Below are 26,895 nucleotides of genomic sequence, written 5' to 3' on the forward strand. Positions count from 1 at the left end.
GCATCGGTGTACCGTCGCAATGCGCCATGCAGAAACGCGGCTGTACACGCCTCATCCTCGTCCGTAACCTCCGCCGCACAATTTCAGGAGATGCGACGTGGCGAAGAAAACGGCAACCAAGAAGAAAAGTGCTTCCAGGAAAGCGGCAACGAAGACGAGCAAGAAGGCATCGAGCAAGAAGACTTCGAGCAAAAAGACCCCAGCCCGAAAGGGCGTCGCTGCGAAAACGATCAAGCCAGCCAAGAAGGTCGCCGCGCGCAAATCAGCCACCGCGCGTCGGCCCAGGGGACCGGCCTGGCAATGGTCCGCGGTCGATACCGCGGCCGCGATCCGCTCCGGCGCAATCTCCGCGGTCGAGGTCGTGGAAACGCATCTCGAGCGGATGCGCACCGTCAATCCGGGACTCAATGCGGTTGTCGTGGATCTCTCGGAAGAAGCGCTTGCGGCCGCGCACGCCGCCGACAAGCAGCGCGCCAAGGGCGGCGAGCTCGGCCTCCTGCACGGTGTGCCCATCACCATCAAGGAGAATGTTGACTATGAAGGCCGGCCCAACTTCAACGGCGTTCCCGCCAACAAGGATCTCATCGCGCCGTCGGATGCGCCTGTTGTCCGCAACCTCAGGAAGGCCGGCGCCATCGTCCTTGGTCTCACCAACACCCCGGAATTCTCCTTCCGCGGCTTCACCGACAATCCCCTGCACGGGCTGACGCTGAACCCCTGGGATCCTGATATCACCTGCGGCGGCTCCTCGGGCGGTGCGGGTTCGGCGGTCGCGGCAGGCATCGGCACCATCGCCCATGGCAACGATATCGGCGGCTCGCTGCGCTGGCCGGCGCATTGCAACGGCGTCGCGACCATCAAGCCGACGCAGGGCCGCATCCCCGCCTTCAACGGAAGCGCAACGGCGGAGCGGCCGATGCTGGCGCATCTGATGTCCGCGCAGGGGCCGCTCGCCCGCCATGTCGCCGACGTTCGCCTCGCGCTGGAGGCGATGAGCCAGCGCGATCCGCGCGACCCCTGGTGGGTGCCGGCACCGCTGATCGGACCCAAGCCGAAGGGGCCGATCAAGGTCGCGCTGGCGAAGATCCCCGAGGACATGGACGTCGATCCCTCCGTCGCCGCGGCGCTGCGCCAGGCCGCCGACCATCTCGAGCGTTCCGGCTATCGCGTCAGCGAGGTCGAGGTGCCCGACATCAACGGCGTCTGGCAGACCTGGTGCGACATCATCACCAACGAGACCGTGGTGATGCAGGAGGCCGGCATGCTGAAGGTCACGTCCGAGGATTTCCACAAAGCCTGGGGCGGCATGAAGGCCAAGGCCAACGTGCTCGATCTCAAGGCCTGGATGCAGGCGACTGCCGCGCGCAGCGGCCACATCCGCGCCTGGCAATTGTTCTTCGAGGAATATCCGGTCGTGCTGGCGCCGACCACGGTGAAGCCGACGCCGGGCCCGCGTGACGACACCGTCAGTTCCGAGCGCGTGCGTGAGATCTTCTGGGGCGAGATCCGCTTCATCTCCGCCATCAACGTGCTGGGCCTGCCCGGCGCCGTGGTGCCTGTGGCCCTCCACGACGGCAAGCCGATCGGCGTGCAGCTCATCGCCGGCCGTTACCGCGAGGACCTCGCACTCGATGCCGCCGCCGCGATCGAGAAGCGTGCCGGCGTGCTCACCCACCGCCTCTGGGAGAACATGGCTTAGGCCTAAGCAACACCGCCACATTGACGATGCACCCCTCTCCGCGTGTGGGCGAGGGGTGCTCGCCGTGCAGCGGCGAGTTGGGTGACGCCGAGCAAGACACGGCGTGATCGGTTAATCGAATTTAACCGGGATCACTGCCAATTCGCCAGCAGGCGTTAGGGTTACTTCCTCGATCTCTATACGAATTATTGTCCGCTTTACCGCCCGCCTCTAACACGAGGACGGCGGACAACGCACATGCCTCATTCTAGGCCAATAAGTGCGGCCCGCCCCACGCGGAGGTGGCATAATGCGCAACGAGACGATCGCTATTCACGCCGGTTACGAGCCCGAAGCGACCACGCACGCGGTTGCCGTGCCGATCTACCAGACCGCGGCCTACGCCTTCGACAGCGCCGATCATGGCGCCGCCCTGTTCAATCTCGAGACCGAAGGCTTCCGCTACAGCCGCATCGCCAATCCGACCAGTGCGGTTCTGGAGAAGCGCATCGCCCAGCTCGAAGGCGGCGTCGGCGCGCTTGCGGTCGCGACCGGGCAGGCCGCGCTGCATTTCGCCTTCGTCAACGTCGCCGATCACGGCGGCAACATCGTTTCGGTGCCGCAGCTTTATGGCACCACGCACACGCTGCTCTCGCACATCCTGCCGCGCCAAGGCATCACCGGCCGTTTCGCCGAGAGCGACAGGCCTGAGGCGATCGAGAAGCTGATCGATGAGAACACCCGGGCCGTCTTTGCCGAGACCATCGGCAATCCCGCCGGCAATGTCTGCGACATCGAGGCGCTGGCGAAGATGGCTCATGCGCATGGCGTGCCGCTGATCGTCGACAACACTGTCGCAACCCCGATCCTGCTCAAACCGTTCGACTACGGTGCCGACATCGCCGTGCATTCGCTGACCAAGTTCCTTGGCGGTCACGGCACCACGCTCGGCGGCGCCATTGTCGATTCCGGAAATTTCCCCTGGGCCAAGCATGCCGAGCGCTTCCCGGCCTACAACAAGCCGGATGCCTCCTATCACGGTCTTGTCTATGCCGAGCGGTTCGGCCGCACCGCTTACATCGAGCGGGCGCGAAGCGTCTATCAGCGCACCATGGGCTCGGTGCTGTCGCCGTTCAACGCCTTCCTGCTGCTCCAGGGCATCGAGACCGTGGCGCTGCGCATGGAGCGTCATGTCGAGAATGCGCGCAAGGTCGCCGAATTCCTCCGCGGCGATCCGCGCGTCGCCTGGGTCAATTATACCGGTTTCCCGGACAGCCCCTATTATCCGCTGGTGCAGAAGTACCTGAACGGCAACGCCTCCTCGCTCTTCACCTTCGGCATCAAGGGCGGCATGGAGGCCGGCAAGACGTTTTATGATGCGCTGAAGCTGATCACGCGGCTCGTCAATATCGGTGATGCCAAGTCGCTGGCCTGCCATCCGGCCTCGACGACCCATCGGCAGATGTCGGCGGAGCAGCAACGCGTCGCCGGCGTGCTGCCGGAGACCATCCGTCTGTCGATCGGCATCGAGCATGCCTCAGACATCATCGAGGACATCGACCAGGCGCTGGAAAAGGCCTGCCCGTCAGCGCGGCTCGAGGCCGCGGAGTAGGCGGCGTCGCCCATGACGATCCTGATCGACAGGGATCAAGTCGTATCGAGCCCGGCCCTGGTGCCGGGCGAGGGCGATCTCGTGCGCGACCATGCCGGCGCCGACCTCACGATCGGGCTGATCAACAACATGCCGGATCCGGCGCTGAAGGCGACCGAGCGGCAGTTCATGAAGTTGCTCCAGGCCGCCGCGGGCCCGCACCGCATCCGCTTCCACTGCTTCTCGCTTCCCAGCGTGAAGCGGTCGCCCGAAGCGAAGTGGCATGTCGACAGCGAGTATTCCGACTTTTCCGATCTCGAGCGCGGCAAGTTTGACGGATTGATCGTGACCGGTGCAGAGCCGATCGCGCCCGCGCTCGACCAGGAGCCATACTGGCAGGATCTCACGAACCTCATCGACTGGGCCAAGGCCAACACGCGCTCGACGATCTGGTCGTGCCTTGCCGCGCATGCCGCGGTGCTGCATCTCGACGGTATCGAACGACGGCGGCTGCCGGCCAAATGTCACGGCATTTTCGATTGCGACGTCGTGACGCGCGATGGGTTGACCCGTGCTGCGCCTGCGCCGCTCAAGGTCTCGCATTCACGCCTGAACGAGATCGTCGAGAGCGACCTCGTGCAGTCGGGCTATCAGGTGCTGACACGCTCGGCCCAAGCCGGCGTCGACGTCTTCGTCCGCCAATATGCCAGCCGCTTCGTGTTCTTTCAGGGCCACCCCGAATATGACGCGCTGTCGCTCCAGCGCGAATATCTGCGCGACATCGGCCGCTATCTCGCGCGGGAGCGCGAGACCTACCCGCGCCTGCCGGTGAGCTATTTTGACGCAGCGACGGAAGAGAAACTGGCTCGCTTCGAGAAGAAGGCGGCGCATCAGCGCCATCCGGCACTCGCCAACGAGCTGCCCGGGCTGAACCTGCGCGCCGACATCGGCGCTGGCAACGCGGCGGCAATGCTATTCCGCAACTGGTTGCGCTATCTCGGCGCGGACGCCGACGCGTCGGTAGCGGCGCGCTAGCGGAAGCGGTCTTGGTCTCACGTTAGGATTACCCAGGCGTTAGGCTTGCCTCAACCTGCGCACGAATGTTTCAGTAGAGGAATAGGAAATCACGGGAAGCGCAGCGTGTGGTCGGCACTCCAGGGACGCGTGAACAATCGGCTGGCCCGGCATTTCCATGCCGCTCCGCACCGATTGCCCGCGCATGCGCCGATGGTGAGCTTCACTTTCGACGATGCCCCCGATAGCGCCGCAGGCGAGGGTGCCGAGCTTCTGGAGCAGCATGGCGGCCGGGGGACGTTCTATCTCGCCGGCAGCTTGATCGATCAGCCGTCGGACCATTGGCACGGTCTGTCGAACGATGCGATCGTGCGGCTTCACCGGGCCGGTCACGAGATCGCCTGCCACACCTTCTCGCACCGGAGTTCGGCCACGCTCGATGAGGCCGCGATGGCTCGCGAGATCGAGCGGAACCGCAGTCATTTCCGCGGCATCGATTCCTCGATCACGCTGGAGAACTTCGCCTACCCCTATGGGCTCGCCTCGGTCTGGCGCAAGCCGCAACTCGCGAAAGCCTTCCGTTCCGCGCGCGGCATTCTTCCCGGCGTCAACAGCGACGTCATCGATCTCCAGTTCCTGCGCGCCTCGCCGCTGGTCGATTGCGAGATCGATCCGGCAGGCGTCGATCGCTATTTCGACGAGGCGGTCGCAAGCGGCGGCTGGCTGATCTTCTACGGCCACGACGTCGCCGATGCGCCAAGCCCCTATGGCTGCACGCCGCACCTGATGCGTCATGCGCTGGAGGCCGCCGGTAAGCGCAACATGCCGATCGTGACCGTTGCAGAGGCGCTGCGACGGATCGGAGCGTAGCTGCCACCCTCTCCCGCAAGGGGAGAGGGGAAGAGAAGCGCCTGCCCCGCAAACAGTCTTGCCACGCCCGCGCCGGCATGCGACTGGCGTTGTGACGAATCTCACGGCCTGATCTGTTCCGCATGTCCGCTCCCTCCACCGCTCCGCTCTCTGCCCCGGCTAACGGCCGCGACGCGCTGTCGGTGCTGCATTCGGTGTTCGGCCTGCCGGGTTTTCGCGGAGCGCAGGGCGAGATCATCCGGCATGTCACCGAGGGCGGCAATTGCCTCGTGCTGATGCCGACCGGCGGCGGCAAGTCGCTGTGCTATCAGCTTCCGTCCTTGCTGCGCGAAGGCTGCGGCATCGTGGTGTCACCGTTGATCGCGCTGATGCGTGACCAGGTTGCCGGGCTGATCGAGGCCGGCGTCAATGCCGCCGCGCTGAACTCGTCGCTGACGCCGCAGGAGGCGTCCGACATCGAGCGGCGCCTGCTCGCGGGCGATCTCGACCTGCTCTATGTCGCGCCGGAACGCCTGGTCACGCCGCGCTGCCTGTCATTGCTGGCGCAGGCGAAGGTGGCGCTGTTTGCGATCGACGAGGCGCATTGCGTCTCGCAATGGGGGCATGACTTCCGTCCCGAATATGTCGGCCTCTCCATCATCGCCGAGCGTTTTCCCGACGTGCCGCGCATCGCGCTGACCGCGACGGCCGACGAGCTGACGCGCAAGGAAATCATCGATCGGCTTCAGCTCACGGGCGCGCCGCAATTCGTCTCGAGCTTCGACCGACCCAACATCCGTTACGAGATCGTCGACAAGCGCAACGCGGTGTCGCAGCTGAAGGAGTTCATCCGGGAGCGGCATGCGGGCGATGCCGGCGTGGTCTATTGCCTGTCGCGCAACCGCGTCGAGGAGGTCGCCGCCGCGCTTCAGGACGCCGGCATTGCGGCGCTGCCCTACCATGCCGGGCTCGACGGCAGCGTGCGCTCGCGCAACCAGGACCGCTTTCTCAACGAGGACGGCATCGTCATCGTCGCGACCGTGGCGTTCGGCATGGGCATCGACAAGCCCGACGTGCGCTTCGTCGCCCATCTCGATCTGCCCAAGAGCATCGAGGCCTACTACCAGGAGACGGGGCGCGCCGGCCGCGACGGCAAGCCGTCCACGGCCTGGATGGCCTATGGGCTCTCCGACATCGTGCAGCAGCGCCGCATGATCGACGAGTCCAGCGCCTCCGACGAATTCAAGCGGGTCTCGATCGGCAAGCTCGATGCGCTGGTCGGCCTTGCCGAGACGCCGCATTGCCGGCGCCGGCGGCTGCTCGCCTATTTCGGCGAGATCGTGATGGGTGAAAGCTGCGGCAATTGCGACAACTGCCTGACGCCGCCCAGGATGCGCGACGGCAAGGTGCTGGCGCAGAAGCTGTTGTCCTGCGTCTATCGAACAGGGCAGCGTTTTGGCGCGATGCACCTGATCGACGTGCTGGTCGGGCGCCTGACCGAGAAGGTGACGCAGTTCGGCCACGACAAATTGTCCGTGTTCGGCATCGGGCGCGAGCTCAACGAAAAGCAGTGGCGCACCGTGCTGCGGCAGTTGGTGGCGATGGGCCATTTGCAGAGCGACAGCGAAGCGTTCGGTGCGCTGAAGCTGACCGAGACTGCGCGCGGCGTGCTGCGCGGCGAAACCGAAGTGTGGTTGCGCGAGGAGGCGCCCGGCACGCGCATTCGCGCGAGCCGCGGCAAGTCCCGCCGCGGCGACCTTGCGCCCGCCGCCAGCGCCGCGCCAGGCGATGTCGATCCCGAACTGCGCGCGCGGCTGCGCTCGTGGCGTTCGGAGGTCGCGCGCGAGCGCGGCGTGCCGGCCTATGTGGTGCTGCACGATGCCACTATCGACGGCATCGTCCGGGCCTGGCCGACGACACTCGACGAGCTCCGCAACGTGCCCGGCATCGGCGACAAGAAGCTCGAGCATTACGGCGACGAGCTGCTGCAGATCGTCAAGACGCGATAAACGACAAATACTCCGCCGTCATCCCGGACAAGCGCGCCCAAGGCGCGCGCAGATCCGGGATCCATAACCACAGGCCGATGTGGTTACGGCAGGCAGGCCACCACGAGCCGTCGCAAGACGATTGCTGCGGCGTATGGGTCCCGGGTCGGCGCTGACGCTTGCCCGGGACGACAGCGGAGGGGAGGCGAGAGGTGGGTTACCTCACCCATTCCTGAACGCATACGCGTAGCCGTTCAGCGCGGGTGCACCGCCGAGATGGGCGTAGAGGATCTTCGCACCCTTCTCGAAATAGCCCTTCTTCGCGAGGTCGATCAGGCCCTGCATCGACTTGCCCTCGTAGACGGGGTCGGTGATCATGCCTTCGAGGCGCGCGGTGAGACGGATCGCCTCCTTGGTCTCTTCCGACGGCACGCCATAGGCGGGATATGCGTAGTCCTCGATCAGCACGACGTCGTCGGCGACGAGCTCCTTGCCGAGCTCGACGAGCTCAGCGGTGTTCTGCGCGATCTCGAGCACCTGCGCCTTGGTCTGGGCCGGCGTAAAGGACGCGTCGATGCCGATCACCTTGCGGGCGCGGCCATCGGCGGCGAAGCCGACCAGCATGCCGGCATGGGTTGAGCCGGTGACGGTGCAGACGATGATGTAGTCGAACTTGAAGCCGAGCTCGGCCTCCTGCTTGCGCACCTCCTCCGCGAAGCCGACATAGCCGAGCCCGCCATATTTGTGCACGGAGGCGCCGGCGGGAATCGCATAAGGCTTGCCGCCCGCCGCCTTCACCTCCTCGATCGCCTGCTCCCAGCTCTTGCGAATGCCGATGTCGAAGCCGTCGTCGACCAGGCGCACGTCGGCGCCCATGATGCGCGAGAGCATGATGTTGCCGACGCGGTCATAGACCGCGTCCTCGTGCGGCACCCAGGCTTCCTGCACGAGGCGGCACTTCATGCCGATCTTGGCCGCGACCGCGGCGATCATGCGGGTGTGGTTGGACTGCACGCCGCCGATCGAGACCAGCGTGTCGGCGTTGGAGGCGATCGCATCGGGAATGATGTATTCGAGCTTGCGCAACTTGTTGCCGCCATAGGCGAGGCCGGAATTGCAATCCTCGCGCTTCGCATAGATCTCGACATTGCCGCCGAGGTGTTTTGACAGTCGCTCCAGCTTCTCGATCGGCGTCGGGCCGAAGGTCAGCGGGTAGCGCGCGAATTTTTCCAGCATCATGGGTTATCCCGATTTGGCGGTGGCGTCTGAGGAACGGAGCTAGCATCGCCTCGGAAAAATGTGCTCTCGAATATTGGGTCAGTGCTGGCTATCTCTTGCGTCGATTGGCTCAATAGGCCAGATTTCTTCCAAATTATCCGCTACAAGTGAAAGCTTCTTCCGTGGCCGCTCGACTTGACCGCATCGACCTTAAGATACTGAGATTGCTGCAAAATAACGGCCGGCTTAGCAATGCCGAGCTGGCCGAGACGGTCGCGATCAGCCCCGCCACCTGCCATCGCCGCACTCAGCGCCTGTTCGAGGACGGCTTCATCGCCACCGTGCGCGCCATGGTCGCGCCGAAGAAGCTGGCAAAGGGCACGCTGGTGATGGTCGGCGTCGTGCTCGACCGCTCGACGCCTGAGAGTTTCGCCACCTTCGAAAAGGCCATCGCGAAGTTGAAGTTCGTGCTCGACTGCCACCTGGTCGCCGGCGACTTCGACTACTTCCTCAAGATCCGCGTCGGCGACATGGAGGATTTCAACCGCATCCATGGCGAGCAGCTCATCGCGCTGCCCGGCGTGCGCCAGACCCGAACTTTCTTCGTGATGAAGGAAGTCGTCGACAACGCGCCGCTGGAGTTTTGAGCAGAAGCGTTTTCCAGCGAAGTGGAAGCCGGTTCGCGCCATAAAACGCGTCAAAACAGAATCCTGCGCACTTGATGCGCGATCCGCATCATGAGAGGTTCATCCGATGCAGACATTTCCCTTCCGCCAGTACAATCCGGCCGGGCCGAGCTATCGGCGCGGCTGGGTCGACGAGGCCGTGGCTGCGATCGAGGCCGACCAGTGCCGCACCGCCGACACGCATCTGATCCGGTTGATCGTGCCGGCGCTCTCCGGCATCGACATCTATCTCAAGGACGAGTCCACGCATCCGACCGGCAGCCTGAAGCATCGTCTCGCGCGATCGCTGTTCCTCTATGCGCTCTGCAACGGCCACATTGGCGAAGGCACGCCCGTCGTCGAGGCATCGTCGGGATCGACGGCGGTGTCGGAAGCCTATTTCGCGCAGATGATCGGCGTGCCCTTCTACGCCGTGATGCCGCGGACGACCTCGGCGGAGAAGATCGCCGCGATCGAGCATTATGGCGGCAACTGCCATTTGATCGACGACGGTCGCGCGCTCTATGCGGACGCCGCGGCGCTCGCCGCCCGTCTGAACGGCCACTACATGGATCAGTTCACCTTCGCCGAGCGCGCCACCGACTGGCGCGGCAACAACAACATCGCCGAGTCCATCTTCACGCAATTGCAGGGCGAGCCGCGCCCGCTGCCGGACTGGATCGTGATGGGCGCCGGCACCGGCGGCACCTCGGCCACCATCGGGCGCTATCTGCGCTATCGGCAGTATCCGACGCGGCTATGCGTCGCCGATGTCGAACATTCCGCCTTCTTCGACTGCTTCCGCTCGCAGGACCGCTCCCATGTCTGCGACCGCCCGTCACTGATCGAGGGTGTCGGCCGGCCGCGCTGCGAGCCGTCCTTCGTGCCGGGTGTGGTCGATCGCATGATGAAGATCCCGGATGCGGCGACGATCGCGGCGATGAACGTGCTGTCGCGCCGGCTGCGCCGCGCGGTCGGCGGCTCCACCGGCACCAACTTCCTGGCGCTGTGCCGGCTCGCCTCGGAAATGCGTCAGGCGAACGCGACAGGGTCGCTGGTGACGCTGATCTGCGATTCCGGCGAGCGCTACCGGCAGACCTGTTACGAGCCCGCATGGCTGAAGGCGCGCGGACTCGATCCGGCGCCTTACGAGGCGGCCTTGTCGTCGTTCCTCGCGACAGGCGAGCCGCTGAGGCTCGATGTCGACGATGTCTTCAATCCGCAGGGCGTGCGAAGCCCCGCCGCGTCATAGCAGCGTCTTTCTGCCGTTTTTCAAATTGGCACGACCGTCACGGCAACTTCACTTGCCCTGCGCACGCATGCAGGTGACGGTTGTGGTCTCAACGAGGAGATCCCATCGTGCGCCTTCCCATTCTCGATCCCAAGGATCTGACTGACGAACAGAAGCCGCTCTATGACGATATGCGAGCCGGCATCACGGATCATTTCAAGGGTTTTGTGAACATGCGCGACGACGGCGCGCTGCTCGGGCCCTGGAACCCCTGGATCCGCGAGCCGCGCTTCGGCGGGCCGGTGTGGGAGCTGGTCAAGGCGATCGCGTCGAACCCGCTGCTACCGGCGCCGGTGCGTGAGGTCGCGATTCTCGTCACGGGCTCACATTTCCGGTCCGGTTACGAGCTCTATGCCCACGTTCTGGTCGCCGAGCAGCGCGGTCTGTCCGACGAGAAGCTGGCGACCATCGTCGCCGGACAGCGGCCTGTCGATCTGACCAGGCAGGAGGCGGTCGCCTATGACATGGCCTCGGCCCTGGTCAGCGGTGGCGTGCTGCCGGAGCTGACCTATCGTGCGGCGGTGAAGGAGTTCGGCGAACACGGCGCGGCCGAGCTGTCCTATCTGGTCGGCGTCTATTGCATGGTCTCGGTCACGCTCAACACGTTCGACGTGCCGGTGCCGGATTAGCAGCGGCTTTGTTTCAATTGAGCATGATCCTCTTCCGGGATCATGCTCAATTGCGCACGGCGTAGAGCGGCGTTCGCAACGTCAGCTGATAGGACGGCTTCGGCGTCCACGCGATCAGCGCGGTGATGCCGAACAGGCGGTTGTCGTTGTCGTCCATGCGGTCAAGGTCGAGCCGCAGGATCGGCTGGGTGAAGGACTCCGCGATCGTCCGTCCCGCGAGCTGTGCGCCACCGAAGGACTGCATGCCGAGGCGCCCGGTGAACTTCCAGTTGCTCGGCCATTGGTAGTAGCCGCCGCCATAGAGGATCGTGTTCGGCCGGATGCTGGCGAACGTACTGGCAATGGTGGCGGTGGTGTATTGCATGCCGGCCAACCAGCCCCGCGTCTCGTCCTCGTCGAGCGCGTAGTCGAATTCCAGGATGTTGTTGAAGGAATTCACCATGCCCTGCTCGTTCGGCACCGACTGCGTCAGCGTCGATTGCAGCGTGATCGTCGGGATCTTGCCGCCATTCTGCTGGTGGAGGTCGGCCTGCACGCCGATGTTCCAGCTGGTGATGTCGAAGGACGACCAGCCGCCGCCGATATCCGTCGTCGATCCGGACACGCCGCCATAGAGCGAGACACGGTCGGTGACGTCGACGGTCAGCGGCAGGTCAACGGCAATCGACTTCGCCGCCGGCAAGCCGCTCGGCAGCGTCGTGCTTCGTCGCGCCGCCAGGGCCTGGAACGCGGCCGACAGCGAGGTGGTGCCGAAGCCGAGCCCGAGCGTGCCTGCGGGGATCGTCGCGTAGCTGGTGCGGAGGTCGAGGTAGATGTTCGGAACAGCCGGCTTTGCCGGTGCGTCCTCGTCCGCCTCGGCGGCGAAGGCCGCGCTTGCTGAAACCGTCACGCAGGCCAGCCCCAGCGCGACGGCGCGCAAAGCCGGACGATGCGGTGGGTTGCGAGTTGACACGTGACAATCCGACGCGTGAGGCTCTGGTGGCGGAAGCGCACGCTAGATGGAACGTGATCGTTCCCGCGGTCAAGCGCTATCCGCAAACGATGGACTGTATCGACGCACGCGGCTACCCTGTCGTGACTGCACCGACACTCTCGCCGGCCAGAGTGCAGGCCAGACAACGGAGGACGACAGCCATGAACACGTCACGCCGCATCCTGCTCGCCGGAATGGCGGGGCTCGCCCTCGCTCCGACCGCTGCGGCGGCCGCACCGGCGCCAGTGGTCGATGATGTGACGGTTGCCGAAGAACGCTTTGCGCGCATGATCGCCGCCGCGCATGCTCCGGACGTCACTTGCGCACGGCAGGCGGAGCGCTATGCGGATGCGCATTGGCCCGAATATCTTGTGGCCGCCAGGGCCGTTCTCGACGCACGCGTGTGATTCTCACACTCACTCACTTCTTCACCGCCCTCCGCACCTGTTCGCCGATCTGCGACAGCACGAGCTGGGCCTGCGGCAGGATCGCGCCCATGGCGTGGAAATTGTGGACCATGCCGTCGTGGCAGACATGTTCGACGGCGACGCCCGCAGCGAGCAGCTTGCGGGCATAGGCATTGCCTTCGTCGCGCATCGGGTCGTACTCGGCGGTATGGATGATCGCGGTCGGCAGGCCCGTCAGCCGTCTCGCGCGCAGCGGAGAGACGCGGGGGTCGGCGGCGTCGATGCCCTCGGGCAGATAATCGGAAAGATCGGCTTCGATCGTGACGCGGTCGATCAGGTGGCCCTCGGCAAAGGCCTCGCGCGAGGGCGAGGTTTCCTCGAAATCCAGTACCGGGCAGATCAGGCATTGCGCGGCGATGGAGAGGCCGGCGGTCTGAGTCGCCTCCTGGCACACGACCGCAGCCAGCGTGGCGCCGGCGGAATCGCCGCCGATCACCAGGCGGTCCGCGTCGATGCCGAGCGATGCCGCCTCGCGCGCCACCCATTCGGTGGCGGCGATCGCGTCATCGACGGCGGCGGGGAATCTGTGCTCGGGCGCGAGCCGGTAGTCGACCGACACGAGGCGGCAGCCGGTGGCATGCGCCAGCGCGGCCGCGATGCGGTCGTGCGTGGCAATGCTGCCGGCGACGAGCCCGCCGCCGTGAAAGAACACGAAGCCCGGTGCGAGTTCCTCGGCGCTTGCCGGCGTGTAGAGGCGATAGGGCAGTTCGCCGGCACGGCCGGCCAGAACGCCGTCGGACGTCGTCACGTCCGGCGCCTCGGCACGCGCGAACTGCATCAGCTTTGCCAGCGATTGCCGCCGCGCTTCCACGCTGGGCCGGCTCCGCGCCTGCGGCGCAGCCGCAGCCATCATGGTCAACAAACGCTTGGCGAGCGGATCAAGGGGCATGGATCTCTCCTTTCTCCCACGAGGGGAGGGTAGCTCACCACGTCCCCGCAGGGAATCTTTTAGAAATTGGGGGCAATAGTGCCCGGATATTTCCAAGGGGAGGCCGGTCATGGCCGAGATCAAGAAGCCCATCGACTATTCGCCGAGCTGGACCTTCTTCGAGGGCGAATGGCACGAGGGCAACGTGCCGATCATGGGCTCGCGCACGCATGCGGCCTGGCTCGGCTCGATCGTGTTCGACGGCGCGCGCGCGTTCGAGGGTGTTGCGCCCGATCTCGACCGGCACGTCGCCCGCGTCAATCAATCGGCGATCAATTTTGGCCTGAAGCCGGTGCTCGATACCGGCGCCTGGCTTGCGCTCGCAACCGAGGGCATTGCGCGATTTGCGCCCGATGCCGAGCTCTATGTCCGTCCGATGTACTGGGCGCAGAACGGGAGCGGCGGCGGCGTGCTGTTCGACCCCGAGACCACCAATTGGTGCCTGTGCATCTACGTGGCGCCGATGCCAAAGCCCGTCGGCAACGCGATCACGCTGTCGCCGTTCCGCAGGCCCACCGCCGAATGCGCGCCGGTCGAAGCCAAGGCGGCCTGCCTCTATCCGAACAATTCGCGCGCGCTCGCCGAGGCCGCCGCGCGCGGCTTCAACAACGCGCTGATGCTCGACATGCTCGGCAACGTCGCCGAGTTCGGCAATTCGAACGTGTTCATGGCGAAGGACGGCGTGGTCTTCACGCCGGTGCCGAACGGCACTTTCCTGAACGGCATCACGCGCCAGCGTGTCATCAGCCTGCTTCGTGGCGACGGAATCACCGTGGTCGAGAAGACGCTGCGCTATGCCGATTTCCTTGCCGCCGACGAGATCTTTTCATCCGGCAATTTCGCCAAGGTCGCTCCCGTGATCCGCATCGACGAGCGCGAGCTGAAGCCAGGCCCGTTCTACACGAGGGCGCGCAAACTCTATTGGGATTTCGCGCATGCGGTGAGGCTGGCGGCTTGAGCCAGCTGTCGCGCGCTTACAGGCCGCGTCTCCGGAACCGGCTGAACTGAAACGCCTGCGTTGAATCCCACGGCGTGTGATGCGTCTCGCTGCGCGTCTCGACGAGCCCAAACTCAGGTCCGAGCTCCGCTGCAAGGCTCGCGCTGTCGTGTCGCTGAACCGGCAGGCCGCTGCATTTCTCCGGACCATCGGGCGCGAACGTGCCGATGATGACTTGTCCGCCGGGGGTAAGCGCTGCCCGCAGGCGTTCGACATAGGCCGCCCTGTCGCGCGGCTCGGTCAGGAAATGAAACGCGGCGCGATCGTGCCAGACGTCGTAGGCCTTCGCCGGCTGCCACGTCGTGGCGTCGGCAACGATCCAGTCGACGATCGAACCGGCTCCGCCGATTCGCTTCTTCGCCGCATCAAGCGCGTTGGCGGAGAGGTCCAGCACGGCGACGTCGCGATATCCGTCCTGCAGCAGCGCATCGACCAGCCGTGAGGCGCCGCCGCCGATATCGATGATGGCTGCGCCATGATCCGGATTGGCCGCGCGGATCATCTCGAGCGAGATTGTCGGACTGTCCTGAAACCAGCTGACCTCGGCTTCGCCCTTGGTGGCGTAGACATTGTCCCAATGGGTGCTTCGGCCAGACATGGCTCGTCCTCCGGCGCGCTGGGAGCCGGTGCCAATGAAAGACTACTCGTCCTTCTTCGACATCCGCTCGAGGCGTTCCTGCATCTCCTTCATCTGCTGGCGCAGGTCGTCGATATTGCTGTCCTTCGGCGCCTCAGTACTCGCATCGGGCTGCGGCTCGGCAGTGGTGGTCGGACGTGGCGCCGCAAACGGCTTGAACATCGAGAAGGTCTGCTGGAACAGCTCCATGTTGCGGCGGACCTGCTCCTCCAACGGAGCAAAAGGAGTGCCGGACAACGTATTGGCGATCTGCTTGCGGAACTTCTCCTGCTCTTGGGTCAGCGTCGCGATCGACTGCTCCAGATATTTCGGCACCACCATCTGCATGCTGTCGCCATAGAAGCGGATGAGCTGGCGCAGGAAGGTGGTCGGCAGCAGGTTCTGGCCGGCCTTGTTCTCCTGCTCGAAGATGATCTGGGCGAGCACGGAGCGGGTGATGTCGTCGCCGGTCTTGGCGTCATAGACCAGGAAGTCTTCGCCATCCTTGACCATGGCGGCGAGGTCTTCCAGCGTCACGTAGGTACTCGTTCCGGTGTTATAGAGCCGGCGGTTCGCGTATTTCTTGATGGTGGTGGGTTGGTCTGATTTCGCCATGGGCTCTCACTTGCAAACGCGGAGAACGGGAACCTGTCGGGCAATGCCGCAGGGCGGGAAGAGTACGCAACGCAACAAAATAAGCATTTTCAAAGGGCTCACGCTACCGTTTTGTGCGGCACGGTTAATTGCAGAGCAAAATCGTGCTTGCGAAAGCGCCAAGAACGCTATTTTGAATGCGTTGCGGCATGAATTCGGAGACCGTCCGATTGACATGCCTCAACGACGTTAACAGGATGCCGTTCGAGACTGGCGAGCCGTCTTTTCCCCAGCCCCGCCTGCCCCCTTCAAACCCAGGAGATGCCCATGTCAGACGATGTCGTCATCGTCAGCGCCGCCCGCACCCCGGTCGGTAGCTTCAACGGAGCGTTCGCGACCCTTCCCGCCCACGATCTCGGCGCCATCGCCATCAAGGCCGCGCTGGAGCGCGGTGGCATCGAGCCCGGCCGGGTCTCCGAGGTCATCATGGGTCAGATCCTGACCGCGGCCCAGGGCCAGAACCCGGCCCGCCAGGCTTCGATCGCCGCCGGCATTCCGGTGGAGAGCCCGGCCTGGGGCGTGAACCAGCTTTGCGGCTCGGGCCTGCGCACGGTTGCGCTCGGCTATCAGGCGCTGCTCAACGGTGATTCCGAGATCGTGGTCGCAGGCGGCCAGGAATCCATGAGCATGGCCCCGCACGCCCAGCACCTGCGCGGCGGCGTCAAGATGGGCGGCCTCGAACTGGTCGACACCATGATCAAGGACGGCCTGTGGGATGCCTTCAACGGCTACCACATGGGCAACACCGCCGAGAACGTCGCACGGCAGTGGCAGATCACCCGCGCCCAGCAGGACGAGTTCGCCGTTGCTTCGCAGCAGAAGGCGGAGGCCGCGCAGAAGGCCGGCAGGTTCAACGACGAGATCGTGCCCGTCACCATCAAGACCCGCAAGGGCGACGTCGTCGTCAGCGCCGACGAATATCCGCGTCATGGCGCCACCCTCGACGCGATGGCCAAGCTCAAGCCGGCCTTTGAGAAGGACGGCACGGTCACTGCGGGCTCGGCCTCCGGCATCAATGACGGCGCCGCCGCGGTGGTCCTGATGACCGCCAAGCAGGCGGCCAAGGAAGGCAAGAAGCCGCTCGCGCGCATCGTGTCCTGGGCTCAGGCCGGTGTCGATCCGAAGATCATGGGCTCGGGCCCGATCCCGGCCTCGCGCGCCGCGCTGAAGAAGGCCGGCTGGAATGCCGGGGACCTCGACCTGATCGAGGCCAACGAAGCCTTCGCGGCGCAGGCCTGCGCCGTCAACAAGGATCTCGGCTGGGACACCTCCAAGGTCAACGTCAATGGCGGCGCGATCGCGATCGGCCATCCGATCGGCGCATCCGGCGCACGCGTGCTGGTGACGCTGCTGCACGAAATGCAGAAGCGTGATTCGAAGAAGGGCCTGGCCACGCTGTGCATCGGCGGCGGCATGGGCATCGCCGTGTGTGTGGCGCGCGACTGACGACGACCTTGCACGGAGCTGACGCGTGCGCCGCACACGTCAGCGCGTGCATTGCACGCGACCAAAAAGGCAGCGGTTGCAAATCAAATATTCTTCGCAACCACGCAAGCCTCGACTAAAGAGAAACGCCCGGCTCGACGCCGGGCGTTTTGTTCTTGATGTCCGTCAAACCAATCGCATAATCCATCGCTAAAAACGGTCACTCAAAAGCGTCCGAAAAGTCCAAGGGAAGGATCACGACATGGCACGTGTTGCATTGGTCACGGGTGGTACGCGGGGCATCGGTGCGGCGATCAGCAAGGCGCTGAAGGCCGCCGGCTACAAGGTCGCGGCGAACTATGCCGGCAACGATGCGGCGGCGGAGAAGTTCAAGGCCGAGACCGGCATCGCGACCTACAAATGGGACGTCAGCAGCTTCGACGCCTGCGCGGAGGGCGTGAAGAAGGTCGAAGCCGATCTCGGGCCGATCGAGGTGCTCGTCAACAATGCCGGCATTACCCGCGATACCGCCTTCCACAAGATGACGATCGAGCAGTGGACCGCCGTCATCAACACCAATCTGGGCTCGCTGTTCAACATGACGCGCCAGGTCATCGAGGGCATGCGCGCGCGCAAATTCGGCCGCATCATCTCGATCTCGTCGATCAACGGCCAGAAGGGGCAGTTCGGTCAGGTCAACTATTCCGCGGCGAAGGCCGGCGACGTCGGCTTCACCAAGGCGCTCGCGCTCGAGAACGCCAAGGGCGGCATCACCGTCAATGCGATCTGCCCGGGCTACATCAACACCGAAATGGTGCAGGCGGTGCCGAAGGACGTCCTGGAGAAGAACGTGATCCCGCAGATCCCGGCCAACCGGCTCGGCGAGCCCGAAGAGATTGCGCGCGCAGTCGTGTTCCTTGCGGCCGACGAGGCCGGCTTCATCACCGGCTCGACCCTGACCGTCAACGGCGGCCAGTACATGGTGTGATGCGATCGCATCACGTGGCCCGATAATTTCCACATCGTCATGCCCGGGCTTGTCCCGGGCATCCACGGCCTTACAACAGCCGTCGCCACGGAAGAACGTGGATGGCCGGGACAAGCCCGGCCATGACGGAAGCATTGGGTCGATGACTGCCCGCACGGCAACGCTGATCGGATTGACCGCGATCCTGATGTGGTCGCTGCTGTCAGTGATGACGGTGGCGACCGGAAAGATCCCGGCGTTCCAGCTCGCCGCGATGACCTTCGCGATCGGCGGTGTCGTGGGGCTGCTCACCTGGATCGGGCGGAGCGAGGCGGCGAAAAGCCTGCGTCAGCCGCTCGCCGTCTGGGTCGTCGGCGTCGGTGGCCTGTTCGGCTATCATGCGCTGTATTTTCTCGCGCTACGCTTTGCGCCGCCGGCCGAAGCGGGCCTTCTGAATTACCTGTGGCCGCTGCTCATCGTGCTGTTCTCGTCATTCCTGCCGGGCGAGCGGCTGGCCGCGCATCACATCATCGGCGCGGTCCTCGGCCTCGTCGGCACCGTGCTGCTGTTTGCCGGCAATACCTCCGGCTTCGCGCCGGGGGCGGTGCCGGGATTGATCGCGGCCTTCATCGCCGCTTTCGTCTGGGCGACCTATTCGGTGCTGTCGCGCCGCTTGAAGGCGGTGCCGACCGACGCCGTCGCGGGCTTCTGCCTCGCCACCGCCGTGCTCGCCGCAGTGATGCATGTCGCGCTGGAGACCACCGTGTGGCCGGAGACCACGCTGCAATGGCTTTCCGTGATCGCGCTCGGCATCGGGCCCGTCGGCGCTGCCTTCTACGCCTGGGACATCGGCATGAAGCGCGGCGACATCCGTGTGCTCGGCGCCGCCTCCTACGCGACGCCGCTGCTCTCGACCGGCTTCCTCATCGCCGCCGGCTATGCCAAGGCCAGCGCCAACATCGCAATCGCCGCCATCCTGATCGCCGGTGGCGGCCTGATCGCGGCGAAGGATATGGTGCTGCGGAAGAGGTGAGCTACGGCTCCCAGCCCGGCGGAGCGAGTTCGAAGCCCGCGAAGTCGAACGCGGGCGCCACGGTGCAGCCGACCAGCGTCCATTCGCCGGTGGTTTCCGCCATCTGCCAGGCTTGTGCCGGCACGATCGCCTGCGGCCGCTCGCCGCCGACGAGGTCGGTGCCCAGCCGCACCTCATGCTGGGAGCAGCCGTCATGGGCGATGCGCAGCATCAAGGGGCTGCCGGCGTAATAGTGCCACGTCTCGACCGCATCGACGCGATGCCAGTGCGAACGCTCGCCGCGAGCCAGCAGGAAGTAGATCAGCGTCGAGCGCGAACGCCCGTTGGCGTCCGTGGCCAGATCACGAAACGTTTCGCGGTAATGCCCGCCTTCGGGATGCGGCCGGAGTTCGAGGCGCGCGATGATCTCGGCTGCGGTCGGCATCGATTCCCGTCAGGACTTGTTCTTCAGGACTTGTTCTTGCGCTCGCGCAGTTCGCCGAACACCGCGGCGGCATCCGCGCCCTTCATGTGTAGCCTGGCTGCGACCTCGGGCGCATCGGCCCGCAGGAACACGTTTGCTCGCTTCTCGTCACCAAGCAGTGAGGGAATCGTGGGCTTGTTCTCGGCCCGCAGCTTCGTCACTTCGGCGGCGCGCGCCTGGAGCGCCGGATTGTCCGGCTCGATGGTCAGCGCGAACTTGACGTTGGACGCCGTGTATTCGTGGCCGCAATAGAGCTTGAAGTCGTCGGGTAGCGCCCGCAGCTTCAGAAGCGAATCCCACATCATCGGGTAGGTGCCCTCGAAGACGCGGCCGCAGCCGATCGAGAACAGCGTGTCGGCGGCGAAGACCGTCTTCTCGGTGTCGAACACGTAAGAGATGTGGTCGAGCGTGTGGCCGGGCGTCTCCACGACACGCGCCAGCAAATTGCCGATCTTCACCACGTCGGCGTTGGCGACGCGCAGGTCGACATTCGCGATCTTCGTCGTCTTGTCGTGCGGCGCCACGACGCGGCAATTGTATTTCTGCTTGAGTTCGGCAACCCCGCCGACGTGATCGCCATGATGATGGGTGATCAGGATGTCGGTGAGCTGCCAGCCCTCGCGCTCCAGGGCCTCGAGGATGGGACCGGCCTCCGGCGCGTCGATCGATGCCGTCGCCTTGGTTTCCACATCGTGGATCAGATAACCGAAATTGTCGTTTAAACAGGTGAAAGTACGAATTTCGGCGGCCATGTCATCTCCATCGGGCTCAGCCCCGCCAGACAAATATGGCGTTAACGTTGCGCAGGCAATGCAATATTCCGCGCGCAGCGGCGGCCTTGCGCATGTTACATTGCCGTCATGACCATCGACGTCGTCGACCTCCGCGAGTTCTATTCCCGCCGCCTCGGGATCGTGGCGCGGCAAATGATCAATCGCGGCATCAGGGAGCGCTGGTCAAGCGCCGAGGGCCAGCGCGTGCTCGGCATCGGCTATCCCACGCCCTATCTGGGATTGTTCCGCGAGGACGCCGAGCGCTGCATCGCTTTCATGCCGGCGGCCCAGGGCGTCCTGAAATGGCCGACGGGACGACCGGCGCTGGCCTCGCTGGTCGACGAATACTCGCTGCCGCTTCCTGACGCCGCGGTCGACCGCATCCTCCTGGTCCACGCGCTGGAGATGTCGGACGATCCGGCCGCGTTACTGCGCGAGGTGTGGCGCGTGCTGTCGCCGTCCGGGCGCGTGATCGCCGTGATCCCGAACCGGCGCGGGGTATGGACTCGCACCGACAGCACGCCCTTCGGTCACGGCCGGCCCTATTCGCGCTCGCAGATCACCGAGCTGCTGCGCCAGACCTGGTTCACGCCGACCGCCTGGGGCGAGGCGTTGTTCATGCCGCCCTATGCCGGAGGCTGGGTGCTAAAATCGGCGCAGATGTGGGAGCGCGCCGGCGCAGCGTTGTCGCTGCCCTTTGCCGGCGTCCATATCGTGGAGGCGACCAAGCAGGTCTACCGCGCGATCCCCGCCAAGCGCGAGCGCGCGCGGCTCATTCCCTCGCTCGCGAAGCCGGTGCTGGTGCCGTCCCAGACGACAGCGACGCACAGCTAGAGCGCGATGCGATCAGGATGAACCGTCATCGCGCTTTAGGCCGTTGTTTAAGCATGATCTTTTCGTAAAGCCGCTGCGCACTTTTCCGGATCATGCTTTGGGCTCACCGTCCCCTACCGGGAGAGGTGGTCCGTGCCCGAGCGCTCACCGCTTCAGCCAGGCACAAACAAATCGTCCCGGCGAGGCCGGGACGAGTCGGGTCTGAAAATCAGAAGTGGCTACTCGCCAGGGGCGACCTCGTCGCTGGACGCGACTGGGGCGGCCTCACGCTCGGGGCGCGGGCCATGCGGTCGGCGCCGCCGCCGCGGATAGCGCTCGCCGCCACTGGCGCCCTCGAACCCGCCCTGGCCGCCATTCGCGGCGACATTCACTTGCGGCTGCGCGCCGGTGATGAAGGAGGGCAGGCGGTCGACGCTGCCGGCATCGGCGATGACGGGCTGCGGCTGGTTGGCGGGTTGCGGCTGATATTGCGGCTGTGCGCGATGATCGCGTTCGCGTTGCTCGCGCGGCTGCTGGTTGTCGCGCTGATAGGGCTGCTGGCCGTCGCGCTGCTGATGATCACGCTGGTGGTGATCGCGCTGGCCATCGCGGTCGCGCATGAAGGGCTGCTGCGGAGGCTGCGGGACGAAACCCGGCTCCTGGCCGAAGGCCGAGAAATTCTCGCCGTCATCCTCGCCGTCGTCGCTGCTGCTGATGGGCTCATCGCCGCGCGGCTGCTGGTTCTGGCGGAACTGCTCCTGGGCCGCCGCGATCAGGCGGAAGTAATGCTCGGCATGCTGGTAGTAGTTCTCGGCTGCAACGGGGTCGCCGGAGGAGCGCGCATCACGCGCAAGCTGGAGATACTTTTCAGCGATGTGCGAAGCGGTGCCGCGAATCTTGATGTCGGGTCCGTTGGACTCGTAGACCCGGGTCATCGGGTTCTGGCCGCGCCGGTTGTTGTTATTGTTGTTGTTGCGGTTGCGCATCCGCTGCTTGTTCTGACCGTTTCTCATGTCCTGCCTTCGATTCCAGCCCTAAAGGTTGCACGCATTACTGATTGCTAGGAGTGACCTGGTGACAGCGGCTCACGTCTCTCGCGCGCACCGCGCGCAAGCCGGATCGAGCCCTGCCAATGTTCGTCGACCGTCGCGTTCAACAAAGACGCGTTCCCCACCCGCCAGCATTCATTGCCAGCGAACCCATTCATTTCGCCTGCCGAAACAAGCCCAGCTTTCTTGCGTAAGTTTTCAAGCGCAATATCAGGCTTTCGTTCACGTTGCGGTCGGAGAGCAGCGCAGCTCCAATGGCCATCGCGCTCAACAGGACCTGCGGCTTGGAACCTTTAAATCAGTAAAGCTCTCGCCCGAGAGCCCGGCTTTCACCCGTAGGTATACGGGGCCGGCACCGATGTGTTGAACGGAACGTAGTCGTTCCCAGGCGATATTCCAAGAGGTTTTTTGCAGCCCAATCCGGCTTTTATGGAGGCATTTTTCGGGCCGAAACGGCCCGCGGAATGCCCGCCAGGTCGGCCTTGGGCGGCCGGTCCAGGGATAACGCGGCGCCCCTCATCAAGGTTTCAATATTTTGGGCCTGGCCCTGTCCGGCCTCGACGATTAGCGCTCCGCCGGGCGCGAGCCGTTCGGCCGCCTGGGGGATCAGCGCGCGGTAGGCGTCATATCCGTCATTGCCGCCGTCGAGCGCCAGATGCGGATCGTGCCCGCGCACCTCGATGCTCAGTTTCGGAATCTCGGCCGAGGGAATATAGGGCGGGTTCGAGACGATGAGATCGAACGGGCCGCGGAGCGCAGCGGCGTAGGAGCAGGCGACGAAGGCGGCGCGGTCGGCGAGGCCGAGCGCGGCGGCATTGTCCCCGGCGGTTCTGAGCGCGTTCTGGCTGAGATCGGTGCCGACGCCGAAAGCACCCGGAATTTCGTGCAGCAGCGCGAGCAGGATCGCGCCGGATCCGGTGCCGATGTCGACGATACGCGGCGGATGAGACGCCTGCCGCTCGCGAAATATCTCGAGTGCAAGCTCGACCACGGTCTCGGTATCGGGGCGCGGGACCAGGGTTGCTTCCGACAAGCGAAATGGCAGACCCCAGAATTCGCGTGTTCCGAGGATGCGCGCCACCGGCTCGCCGGCGATGCGGCGCTGCGCATGCTGCGCCAGCCGCGATGCCTCGGCCGCGGTGAGAGGACGGGCAGCCTGCGTGACCAGGCCGGTGAGGTCGAGGCCGAGCACCGCACTGATCAGGATGCGGGCGTCGAGCTCGGCTTCGTCGAGCTGTGCCGATCTCAACAGCGCAGCAAGCGTGCGCCGCGCACCCTCGATGGATTGTCCGGTGAAGGGGTTGCTCACGCCTCAGGCCGCCGCGCCTTGCGCAGCGAGCTGTGCGGCCTGGTGCTCCGTCGTCAGTGCGTCGATCAATTCACCCAGCGCTTCACCCGCGATCACCTGCGGCAGCTTGTAGAGCGTGAGGTTGATGCGGTGATCGGTGACGCGCCCTTGCGGAAAATTATAGGTGCGGATGCGCTCGGAGCGGTCCCCGGAGCCGACCTTCTCCTTGCGCTCGGCGGAGCGTGCGGCGTCGACGCGTTGCCGCTCGGCGTCGTAGATGCGCGAGCGCAGGATGTTCATGGCGGAGGCGCGGTTCTTGTGCTGCGAGCGGCTGTCCTGCATCATCACCACGATGCCGGTCGGGATGTGGGTGATGCGGATCGCCGATTCGGTCTTGTTGACGTGCTGGCCGCCCGCTCCTTGCGCGCGCATGGTCTCGATCCGCAGGTCGTCGTTCTTGATGTCGACGTCGACGTCCTCGACCTCCGGCAGCACGGCCACCGTCGCGGCCGAGGTGTGGATGCGTCCCTGCGTCTCGGTGTCGGGCACGCGCTGCACGCGGTGCACGCCGGATTCGAACTTCAGCTTCGAGAACGCGCCGCGGCCCTGCACCTCCGCGATGATTTCCTTGTAGCCGCCGACGGTGCCTTCGCTGGCCGAGATCACCTCGACCTTCCAGCCCTGAAGGCTGGCAAAGCGCTCGTACATTCGGAACAGGTCGCCGGCGAACAGCGAGGCTTCGTCGCCGCCGGTGCCGGCTCGGATTTCCAGCACCACGTTGCGGTCGTCCATGGCGTCCTTCGGCAACAGCGCGACGCGGATCTTCTGGACCAGCTCCTCGATTTGTTGCGTCAGCTCGTCGCGTTCGGCCTCCGCCATGCTGCGCATCTCGGCATCGGTCGCCGGATCGGCGATCAGTGCCTCGGTGTCCGCAAGCTCCTTGACGGCGGAGCGATAAGCCTTCACCGCCTCGATCAGCGGGGTGATCTCGGCGAGCTCGCGTGTGATCTGCACATACCGCTCGGAGGCAAGTTGTCCGAGCGATTCGGCCTCGAGCGAGGCGTGATGCGCGAGCAGGACGTCCAGTTTGGCTTCGGGGAGTGACGACATCGGTTCAGTCTCAATAGCGGCAGGAGGCGAGGCGGCGGGACGCGGCGAAAGGCCCGCTACAAGGCCAGGCCTTCGGCCTCGGCAAATTCCGTCAGCTTCCGCCGGATCGAGACGCTGCCGGCCGGCGCGTCCAGCAGCGGACCAAGCACCGCCTCGGCCTTCTTGGCGTCGAGATCGAGCACCATCGCCTTGACCGGGCCGAGCGCAGTCGCCGAGAGCGACAGCGAGCGGTAGCCCAGCGCGATCAGCGCGAGCGCGCCGATCGGCTTCGACGCCATCTCGCCGCACAGCGAGAGCGATTTCTTCGCCGCGTGCGCCTTGCTTGCGATGTCGCGCAGCGCGCGCAGGATCGGCGTCGACATGGTGTCGAAGCGCTCGGATACCTTGGCATTGCCGCGATCGACCGCGAACAGGAACTGGAACAGATCGTTGGAGCCGACCGAGATGAAATCGACCTTCTTCAGGAGCTCGTCGAGCTGGTAGAGCAGGGCCGGCACCTCGACCATGGTGCCGATGTCGATTCTTTCAGGCAGCGTGTGGCCGTGCTGGCGCAGATATGTCAGCTCGCGCTCGACCAGTGCCTTGGCCGCGTCGAATTCGGCGACCTCCGAGATCATCGGGAACATGATGCGCAGCGCGCGGCCGCCGCCGGCGCGCAAGAGCGCGCGGATCTGGCCGCGCAGCAGGCCGGGACGATCCAGCCCGAGCCGGATCGCGCGCCAGCCGAGCGCGGGATTTTCCTCGATCACGGCTTCCATATAGGGCAGCGCCTTGTCGCCGCCGATGTCGAGGGTGCGGAAGGTGACCGGCTTGCTGCCGGCCGCGTCCAGCACGGTGCGATAGAGCGCGAGCTGGTCGCTGGTGCGCGGCAGGCTCTGGCCGACCATGAATTGCAGCTCGGTGCGGAACAGGCCGATGCCGGCGCTGCCGGTGTCCTCGATATGCGGCAGGTCGATAGCCAGCCCTGCGTTGATCATCAGCTCGACCTTCTGGCCGTCCTTGGTGACGCAGGGCCGGTCGCGCAGCGCCAGATACTGGGCCTGGCGGCGGGCGCGGAAGCGCACGCGCTCGGCGAAGGCGGCCTCGATCTCCTGCGACGGGCGCACATAGATCGAGCCCGAAGTGCCGTCGACGATGATGGCATCGCCGGGATCGGCGATGCCGGGCGCGTTCGGCACTTCGCCGACCGCGGGAATGCCGAGCGCGCGCGCCACGATCGAGACGTGCGAATTTGCGGTGCCTTCCTCCAGCACGATGCCGCGCAGGCGCTTGCGGTCGTAGTCGAGCAGCGCCGCCGGGCCCATCGCGCGGGCGATGACGATGGCATTGTCGGGCAATTGTTCGCGCGAAGGCGCGTGATCCTGGCCGACCAGCTGCCGCATCAGGCGGTAGCCGAGGTCTTCCAGGTCGTGCAGGCGGTCGCGCAAGTAGGGATCGGTCGAGCGCAGCATGCGCGCGCGGGTGTCGGATTGCACGCGTTCGACGGCGGCTTCCGCGGTGAGGCCGGTGGCGACCGCCTCGTGCAGCTTGTGCGACCAGCCCTGGTCGTTGGCGAACATGCGGTAGGCTTCCAGCACCTCGCGATGCTCGCCGCCGTCGGCGACGTCGCCGCGCTCCAGCATGCGGTCGAGGTCGGCGCGCAGCTTGGCGAGCGCGGTGTCCAGCCGCTTGATCTCCTTCGGCAGGTCCTCGGCGATGTAGTCCTTGATGACGACGCGGGGCTCGTGCAGCACGACATGGCCGAGCGCGATACCCTCGGACAGGATCGCGCCGACCTTCTGCGCGGAATGGCGCGCCGCCGGCTCCTGGCCCGGCTGGGCCAGCGCGGACAGCTCGCCCGAGGCGATCAGCTCGGCCAGCACCATCGCGGTGGTCTGGAGCGCCTCGAGCTCCTCCTCGACATAGTTGCGCTTGGCGCGGTTCTGCACCACCAGCACGCCGAGCGTGTTGCCGGCGCGCAGGATCGGCACGCCGAGGAAGGAGTGGTAGATCTCTTCGCCGGTCTCGGGGCGGAACGAGAACGCCGGGTGGCTCTGCGCATCGCTCAGATTGAGCGGCGTCGCCTCGCTGGCGACGAGGCCGACCAAGCCCTCATGGGCGCTGAGCACGGTATGGTGCACCGCCTCGCGGTTGAGGCCTTCGGTGGCGTAGAGCTCGAGCGTGTTGTCGATGCGCAGCACATAGACCGAGCACACCTCGGCCACCATGTTGGCGGCGATCAGCACCACGATCTTGTCCAGCCGCTCCTGGGCCGAGACCTGCTCCGCCATGGTTTCGCGGAGCCGTCTCAACAAGACGCGGGGACCTCCCGACGCGCTCCGCATGAACCGTCAATCTCCTCCGTCTGCCGGGCCCGGCGGTATCAGCCGGCGGCTGGCTCAAAATTCCAGAAAAACAACCAAATTGTTTGTCCGGC

General features: G+C 65.4%; 25 protein-coding genes. 14 read left to right on the plus strand and 11 right to left on the minus strand.

Going from position 1 to position 26,895, the window contains the following annotated elements; genetic code table 11:
• Positions 1 to 97: 97 nt before the first annotated feature.
• The 5 genes from AC1RQP_RS15945 to recQ all read left to right on the plus strand — a co-directional run bounded on the left by AC1RQP_RS15945 (position 98) and on the right by recQ (position 7,141).
• On the plus strand, positions 98 to 1,699 hold the full coding sequence (locus AC1RQP_RS15945; protein WP_492937655.1) for an amidase family protein: 1,602 nt from the start codon (positions 98 to 100) through the stop codon (positions 1,697 to 1,699).
• 289 nt (positions 1,700 to 1,988) lie between these two features.
• Positions 1,989 to 3,290 (plus strand): O-acetylhomoserine aminocarboxypropyltransferase/cysteine synthase family protein, encoded by a 1,302-nt coding sequence (locus AC1RQP_RS15950; protein ID WP_492937656.1) that lies wholly within the window; start codon positions 1,989 to 1,991, stop codon positions 3,288 to 3,290.
• Between the two features lie 12 nt (positions 3,291 to 3,302).
• Positions 3,303 to 4,304 carry a homoserine O-succinyltransferase MetA gene (metA, locus tag AC1RQP_RS15955; protein ID WP_492937657.1) on the plus strand — a complete coding sequence of 334 codons (1,002 nt, stop codon included), beginning with the start codon at positions 3,303 to 3,305 and terminating at the stop codon, positions 4,302 to 4,304.
• A gap of 105 nt (positions 4,305 to 4,409) precedes the next feature.
• On the plus strand, positions 4,410 to 5,153 hold the full coding sequence (locus AC1RQP_RS15960; protein ID WP_492937658.1) for a polysaccharide deacetylase family protein: 744 nt from the start codon (positions 4,410 to 4,412) through the stop codon (positions 5,151 to 5,153).
• Positions 5,154 to 5,275: 122 nt separating this feature from the next.
• Entirely contained in the window at positions 5,276 to 7,141 is a 1,866-nt protein-coding gene (gene recQ / locus AC1RQP_RS15965; RefSeq protein WP_492937659.1) for a DNA helicase RecQ, read from the plus strand.
• Positions 7,142 to 7,342: 201 nt separating this feature from the next.
• Here the strand turns inward: recQ and AC1RQP_RS15970 are convergent, their stop codons facing one another.
• A complete protein-coding gene (locus AC1RQP_RS15970) occupies positions 7,343 to 8,356 on the minus strand; it encodes a 1-aminocyclopropane-1-carboxylate deaminase (protein WP_492937874.1) in 1,014 nt (337 codons plus the stop codon).
• Positions 8,357 to 8,520: 164 nt separating this feature from the next.
• On the opposite strand from AC1RQP_RS15970, the gene AC1RQP_RS15975 reads away from it, so the two are divergent.
• The 3 genes from AC1RQP_RS15975 to AC1RQP_RS15985 all read left to right on the plus strand — a co-directional run bounded on the left by AC1RQP_RS15975 (position 8,521) and on the right by AC1RQP_RS15985 (position 10,923).
• On the plus strand, positions 8,521 to 8,985 hold the full coding sequence (locus tag AC1RQP_RS15975) for an Lrp/AsnC family transcriptional regulator (RefSeq protein ID WP_061882676.1): 465 nt from the start codon (positions 8,521 to 8,523) through the stop codon (positions 8,983 to 8,985).
• Between the two features lie 106 nt (positions 8,986 to 9,091).
• Positions 9,092 to 10,255 (plus strand): PLP-dependent cysteine synthase family protein, encoded by a 1,164-nt coding sequence (locus AC1RQP_RS15980; RefSeq protein WP_239620128.1) that lies wholly within the window; start codon positions 9,092 to 9,094, stop codon positions 10,253 to 10,255.
• 107 nt (positions 10,256 to 10,362) lie between these two features.
• Positions 10,363 to 10,923, plus strand: a complete 561-nt coding sequence (locus AC1RQP_RS15985; RefSeq protein WP_126260685.1) for a carboxymuconolactone decarboxylase family protein — start codon at positions 10,363 to 10,365, stop codon at positions 10,921 to 10,923.
• A gap of 46 nt (positions 10,924 to 10,969) precedes the next feature.
• Here the strand turns inward: AC1RQP_RS15985 and AC1RQP_RS15990 are convergent, their stop codons facing one another.
• The gene (locus AC1RQP_RS15990) at positions 10,970 to 11,842 is read right to left on the minus strand and encodes a hypothetical protein (protein WP_492937875.1); all 873 of its coding nucleotides are present in this window, start codon (positions 11,840 to 11,842) and stop codon (positions 10,970 to 10,972) included.
• 215 nt (positions 11,843 to 12,057) lie between these two features.
• Between AC1RQP_RS15990 and AC1RQP_RS15995 the strand changes: the two genes are divergently transcribed.
• Positions 12,058 to 12,303: a hypothetical protein gene (locus tag AC1RQP_RS15995; protein ID WP_239620130.1), complete on the plus strand. Its 246-nt coding sequence runs from the start codon at positions 12,058 to 12,060 to the stop codon at positions 12,301 to 12,303.
• Positions 12,304 to 12,316: 13 nt separating this feature from the next.
• Here AC1RQP_RS15995 and AC1RQP_RS16000 read toward each other — a convergent pair whose 3' ends face one another.
• On the minus strand, positions 12,317 to 13,252 hold the full coding sequence (locus AC1RQP_RS16000) for an alpha/beta hydrolase (RefSeq protein WP_492937660.1): 936 nt from the start codon (positions 13,250 to 13,252) through the stop codon (positions 12,317 to 12,319).
• Between the two features lie 109 nt (positions 13,253 to 13,361).
• Here AC1RQP_RS16000 and AC1RQP_RS16005 point away from each other — a divergent pair, with 109 nt between their 5' ends.
• Positions 13,362 to 14,249, plus strand: coding sequence for a branched-chain amino acid aminotransferase (locus tag AC1RQP_RS16005; RefSeq protein ID WP_492937661.1), 888 nt, complete (start codon positions 13,362 to 13,364; stop codon positions 14,247 to 14,249).
• A 16-nt stretch (positions 14,250 to 14,265) separates the two neighbouring features.
• Here the strand turns inward: AC1RQP_RS16005 and AC1RQP_RS16010 are convergent, their stop codons facing one another.
• Both AC1RQP_RS16010 and phaR read right to left on the minus strand, forming a co-directional pair.
• Positions 14,266 to 14,886: a class I SAM-dependent methyltransferase gene (locus AC1RQP_RS16010; RefSeq protein ID WP_492937662.1), complete on the minus strand. Its 621-nt coding sequence runs from the start codon at positions 14,884 to 14,886 to the stop codon at positions 14,266 to 14,268.
• A gap of 42 nt (positions 14,887 to 14,928) precedes the next feature.
• Positions 14,929 to 15,519 (minus strand): polyhydroxyalkanoate synthesis repressor PhaR, encoded by a 591-nt coding sequence (gene phaR, locus AC1RQP_RS16015; RefSeq protein WP_239620136.1) that lies wholly within the window; start codon positions 15,517 to 15,519, stop codon positions 14,929 to 14,931.
• A gap of 306 nt (positions 15,520 to 15,825) precedes the next feature.
• On the opposite strand from phaR, the gene AC1RQP_RS16020 reads away from it, so the two are divergent.
• The 3 genes from AC1RQP_RS16020 to yddG all read left to right on the plus strand — a co-directional run bounded on the left by AC1RQP_RS16020 (position 15,826) and on the right by yddG (position 18,983).
• The gene (locus AC1RQP_RS16020) at positions 15,826 to 17,004 is read left to right on the plus strand and encodes an acetyl-CoA C-acetyltransferase (RefSeq protein WP_239620138.1); all 1,179 of its coding nucleotides are present in this window, start codon (positions 15,826 to 15,828) and stop codon (positions 17,002 to 17,004) included.
• Positions 17,005 to 17,245: 241 nt separating this feature from the next.
• A complete protein-coding gene (gene phbB, locus AC1RQP_RS16025) occupies positions 17,246 to 17,971 on the plus strand; it encodes an acetoacetyl-CoA reductase (protein WP_492937663.1) in 726 nt (241 codons plus the stop codon).
• A gap of 142 nt (positions 17,972 to 18,113) precedes the next feature.
• Positions 18,114 to 18,983 (plus strand): aromatic amino acid exporter YddG, encoded by an 870-nt coding sequence (gene yddG, locus AC1RQP_RS16030; protein WP_239620141.1) that lies wholly within the window; start codon positions 18,114 to 18,116, stop codon positions 18,981 to 18,983.
• Between the two features lies 1 nt (position 18,984).
• On the opposite strand, the gene AC1RQP_RS16035 is transcribed toward yddG, so the two are convergent.
• Both AC1RQP_RS16035 and gloB read right to left on the minus strand, forming a co-directional pair.
• Positions 18,985 to 19,407, minus strand: a complete 423-nt coding sequence (locus AC1RQP_RS16035; protein ID WP_028177443.1) for a cupin domain-containing protein — start codon at positions 19,405 to 19,407, stop codon at positions 18,985 to 18,987.
• Positions 19,408 to 19,430: 23 nt separating this feature from the next.
• Positions 19,431 to 20,198, minus strand: a complete 768-nt coding sequence (gloB, locus tag AC1RQP_RS16040) for a hydroxyacylglutathione hydrolase (RefSeq protein WP_239620144.1) — start codon at positions 20,196 to 20,198, stop codon at positions 19,431 to 19,433.
• Positions 20,199 to 20,306: 108 nt separating this feature from the next.
• Between gloB and AC1RQP_RS16045 the strand changes: the two genes are divergently transcribed.
• Positions 20,307 to 21,053 carry a class I SAM-dependent methyltransferase gene (locus AC1RQP_RS16045; RefSeq protein WP_492937664.1) on the plus strand — a complete coding sequence of 249 codons (747 nt, stop codon included), beginning with the start codon at positions 20,307 to 20,309 and terminating at the stop codon, positions 21,051 to 21,053.
• Between the two features lie 218 nt (positions 21,054 to 21,271).
• Here the strand turns inward: AC1RQP_RS16045 and AC1RQP_RS16050 are convergent, their stop codons facing one another.
• The 4 genes from AC1RQP_RS16050 to ptsP form a co-directional block, all read right to left on the minus strand.
• Positions 21,272 to 22,045, minus strand: a complete 774-nt coding sequence (locus AC1RQP_RS16050) for a DUF4167 domain-containing protein (protein WP_492937665.1) — start codon at positions 22,043 to 22,045, stop codon at positions 21,272 to 21,274.
• A gap of 463 nt (positions 22,046 to 22,508) precedes the next feature.
• Positions 22,509 to 23,390, minus strand: a complete 882-nt coding sequence (prmC, locus tag AC1RQP_RS16055) for a peptide chain release factor N(5)-glutamine methyltransferase (protein WP_492937667.1) — start codon at positions 23,388 to 23,390, stop codon at positions 22,509 to 22,511.
• Between the two features lie 3 nt (positions 23,391 to 23,393).
• A complete protein-coding gene (prfA, locus tag AC1RQP_RS16060; RefSeq protein ID WP_492937668.1) occupies positions 23,394 to 24,479 on the minus strand; it encodes a peptide chain release factor 1 in 1,086 nt (361 codons plus the stop codon).
• Positions 24,480 to 24,535: 56 nt separating this feature from the next.
• Positions 24,536 to 26,803: a phosphoenolpyruvate--protein phosphotransferase gene (ptsP, locus tag AC1RQP_RS16065; protein ID WP_239620154.1), complete on the minus strand. Its 2,268-nt coding sequence runs from the start codon at positions 26,801 to 26,803 to the stop codon at positions 24,536 to 24,538.
• Positions 26,804 to 26,895 lie beyond the last annotated feature (92 nt).

It is taken from the genome of Bradyrhizobium sp. GW821-FHT13H06 (assembly GCF_058803975.1).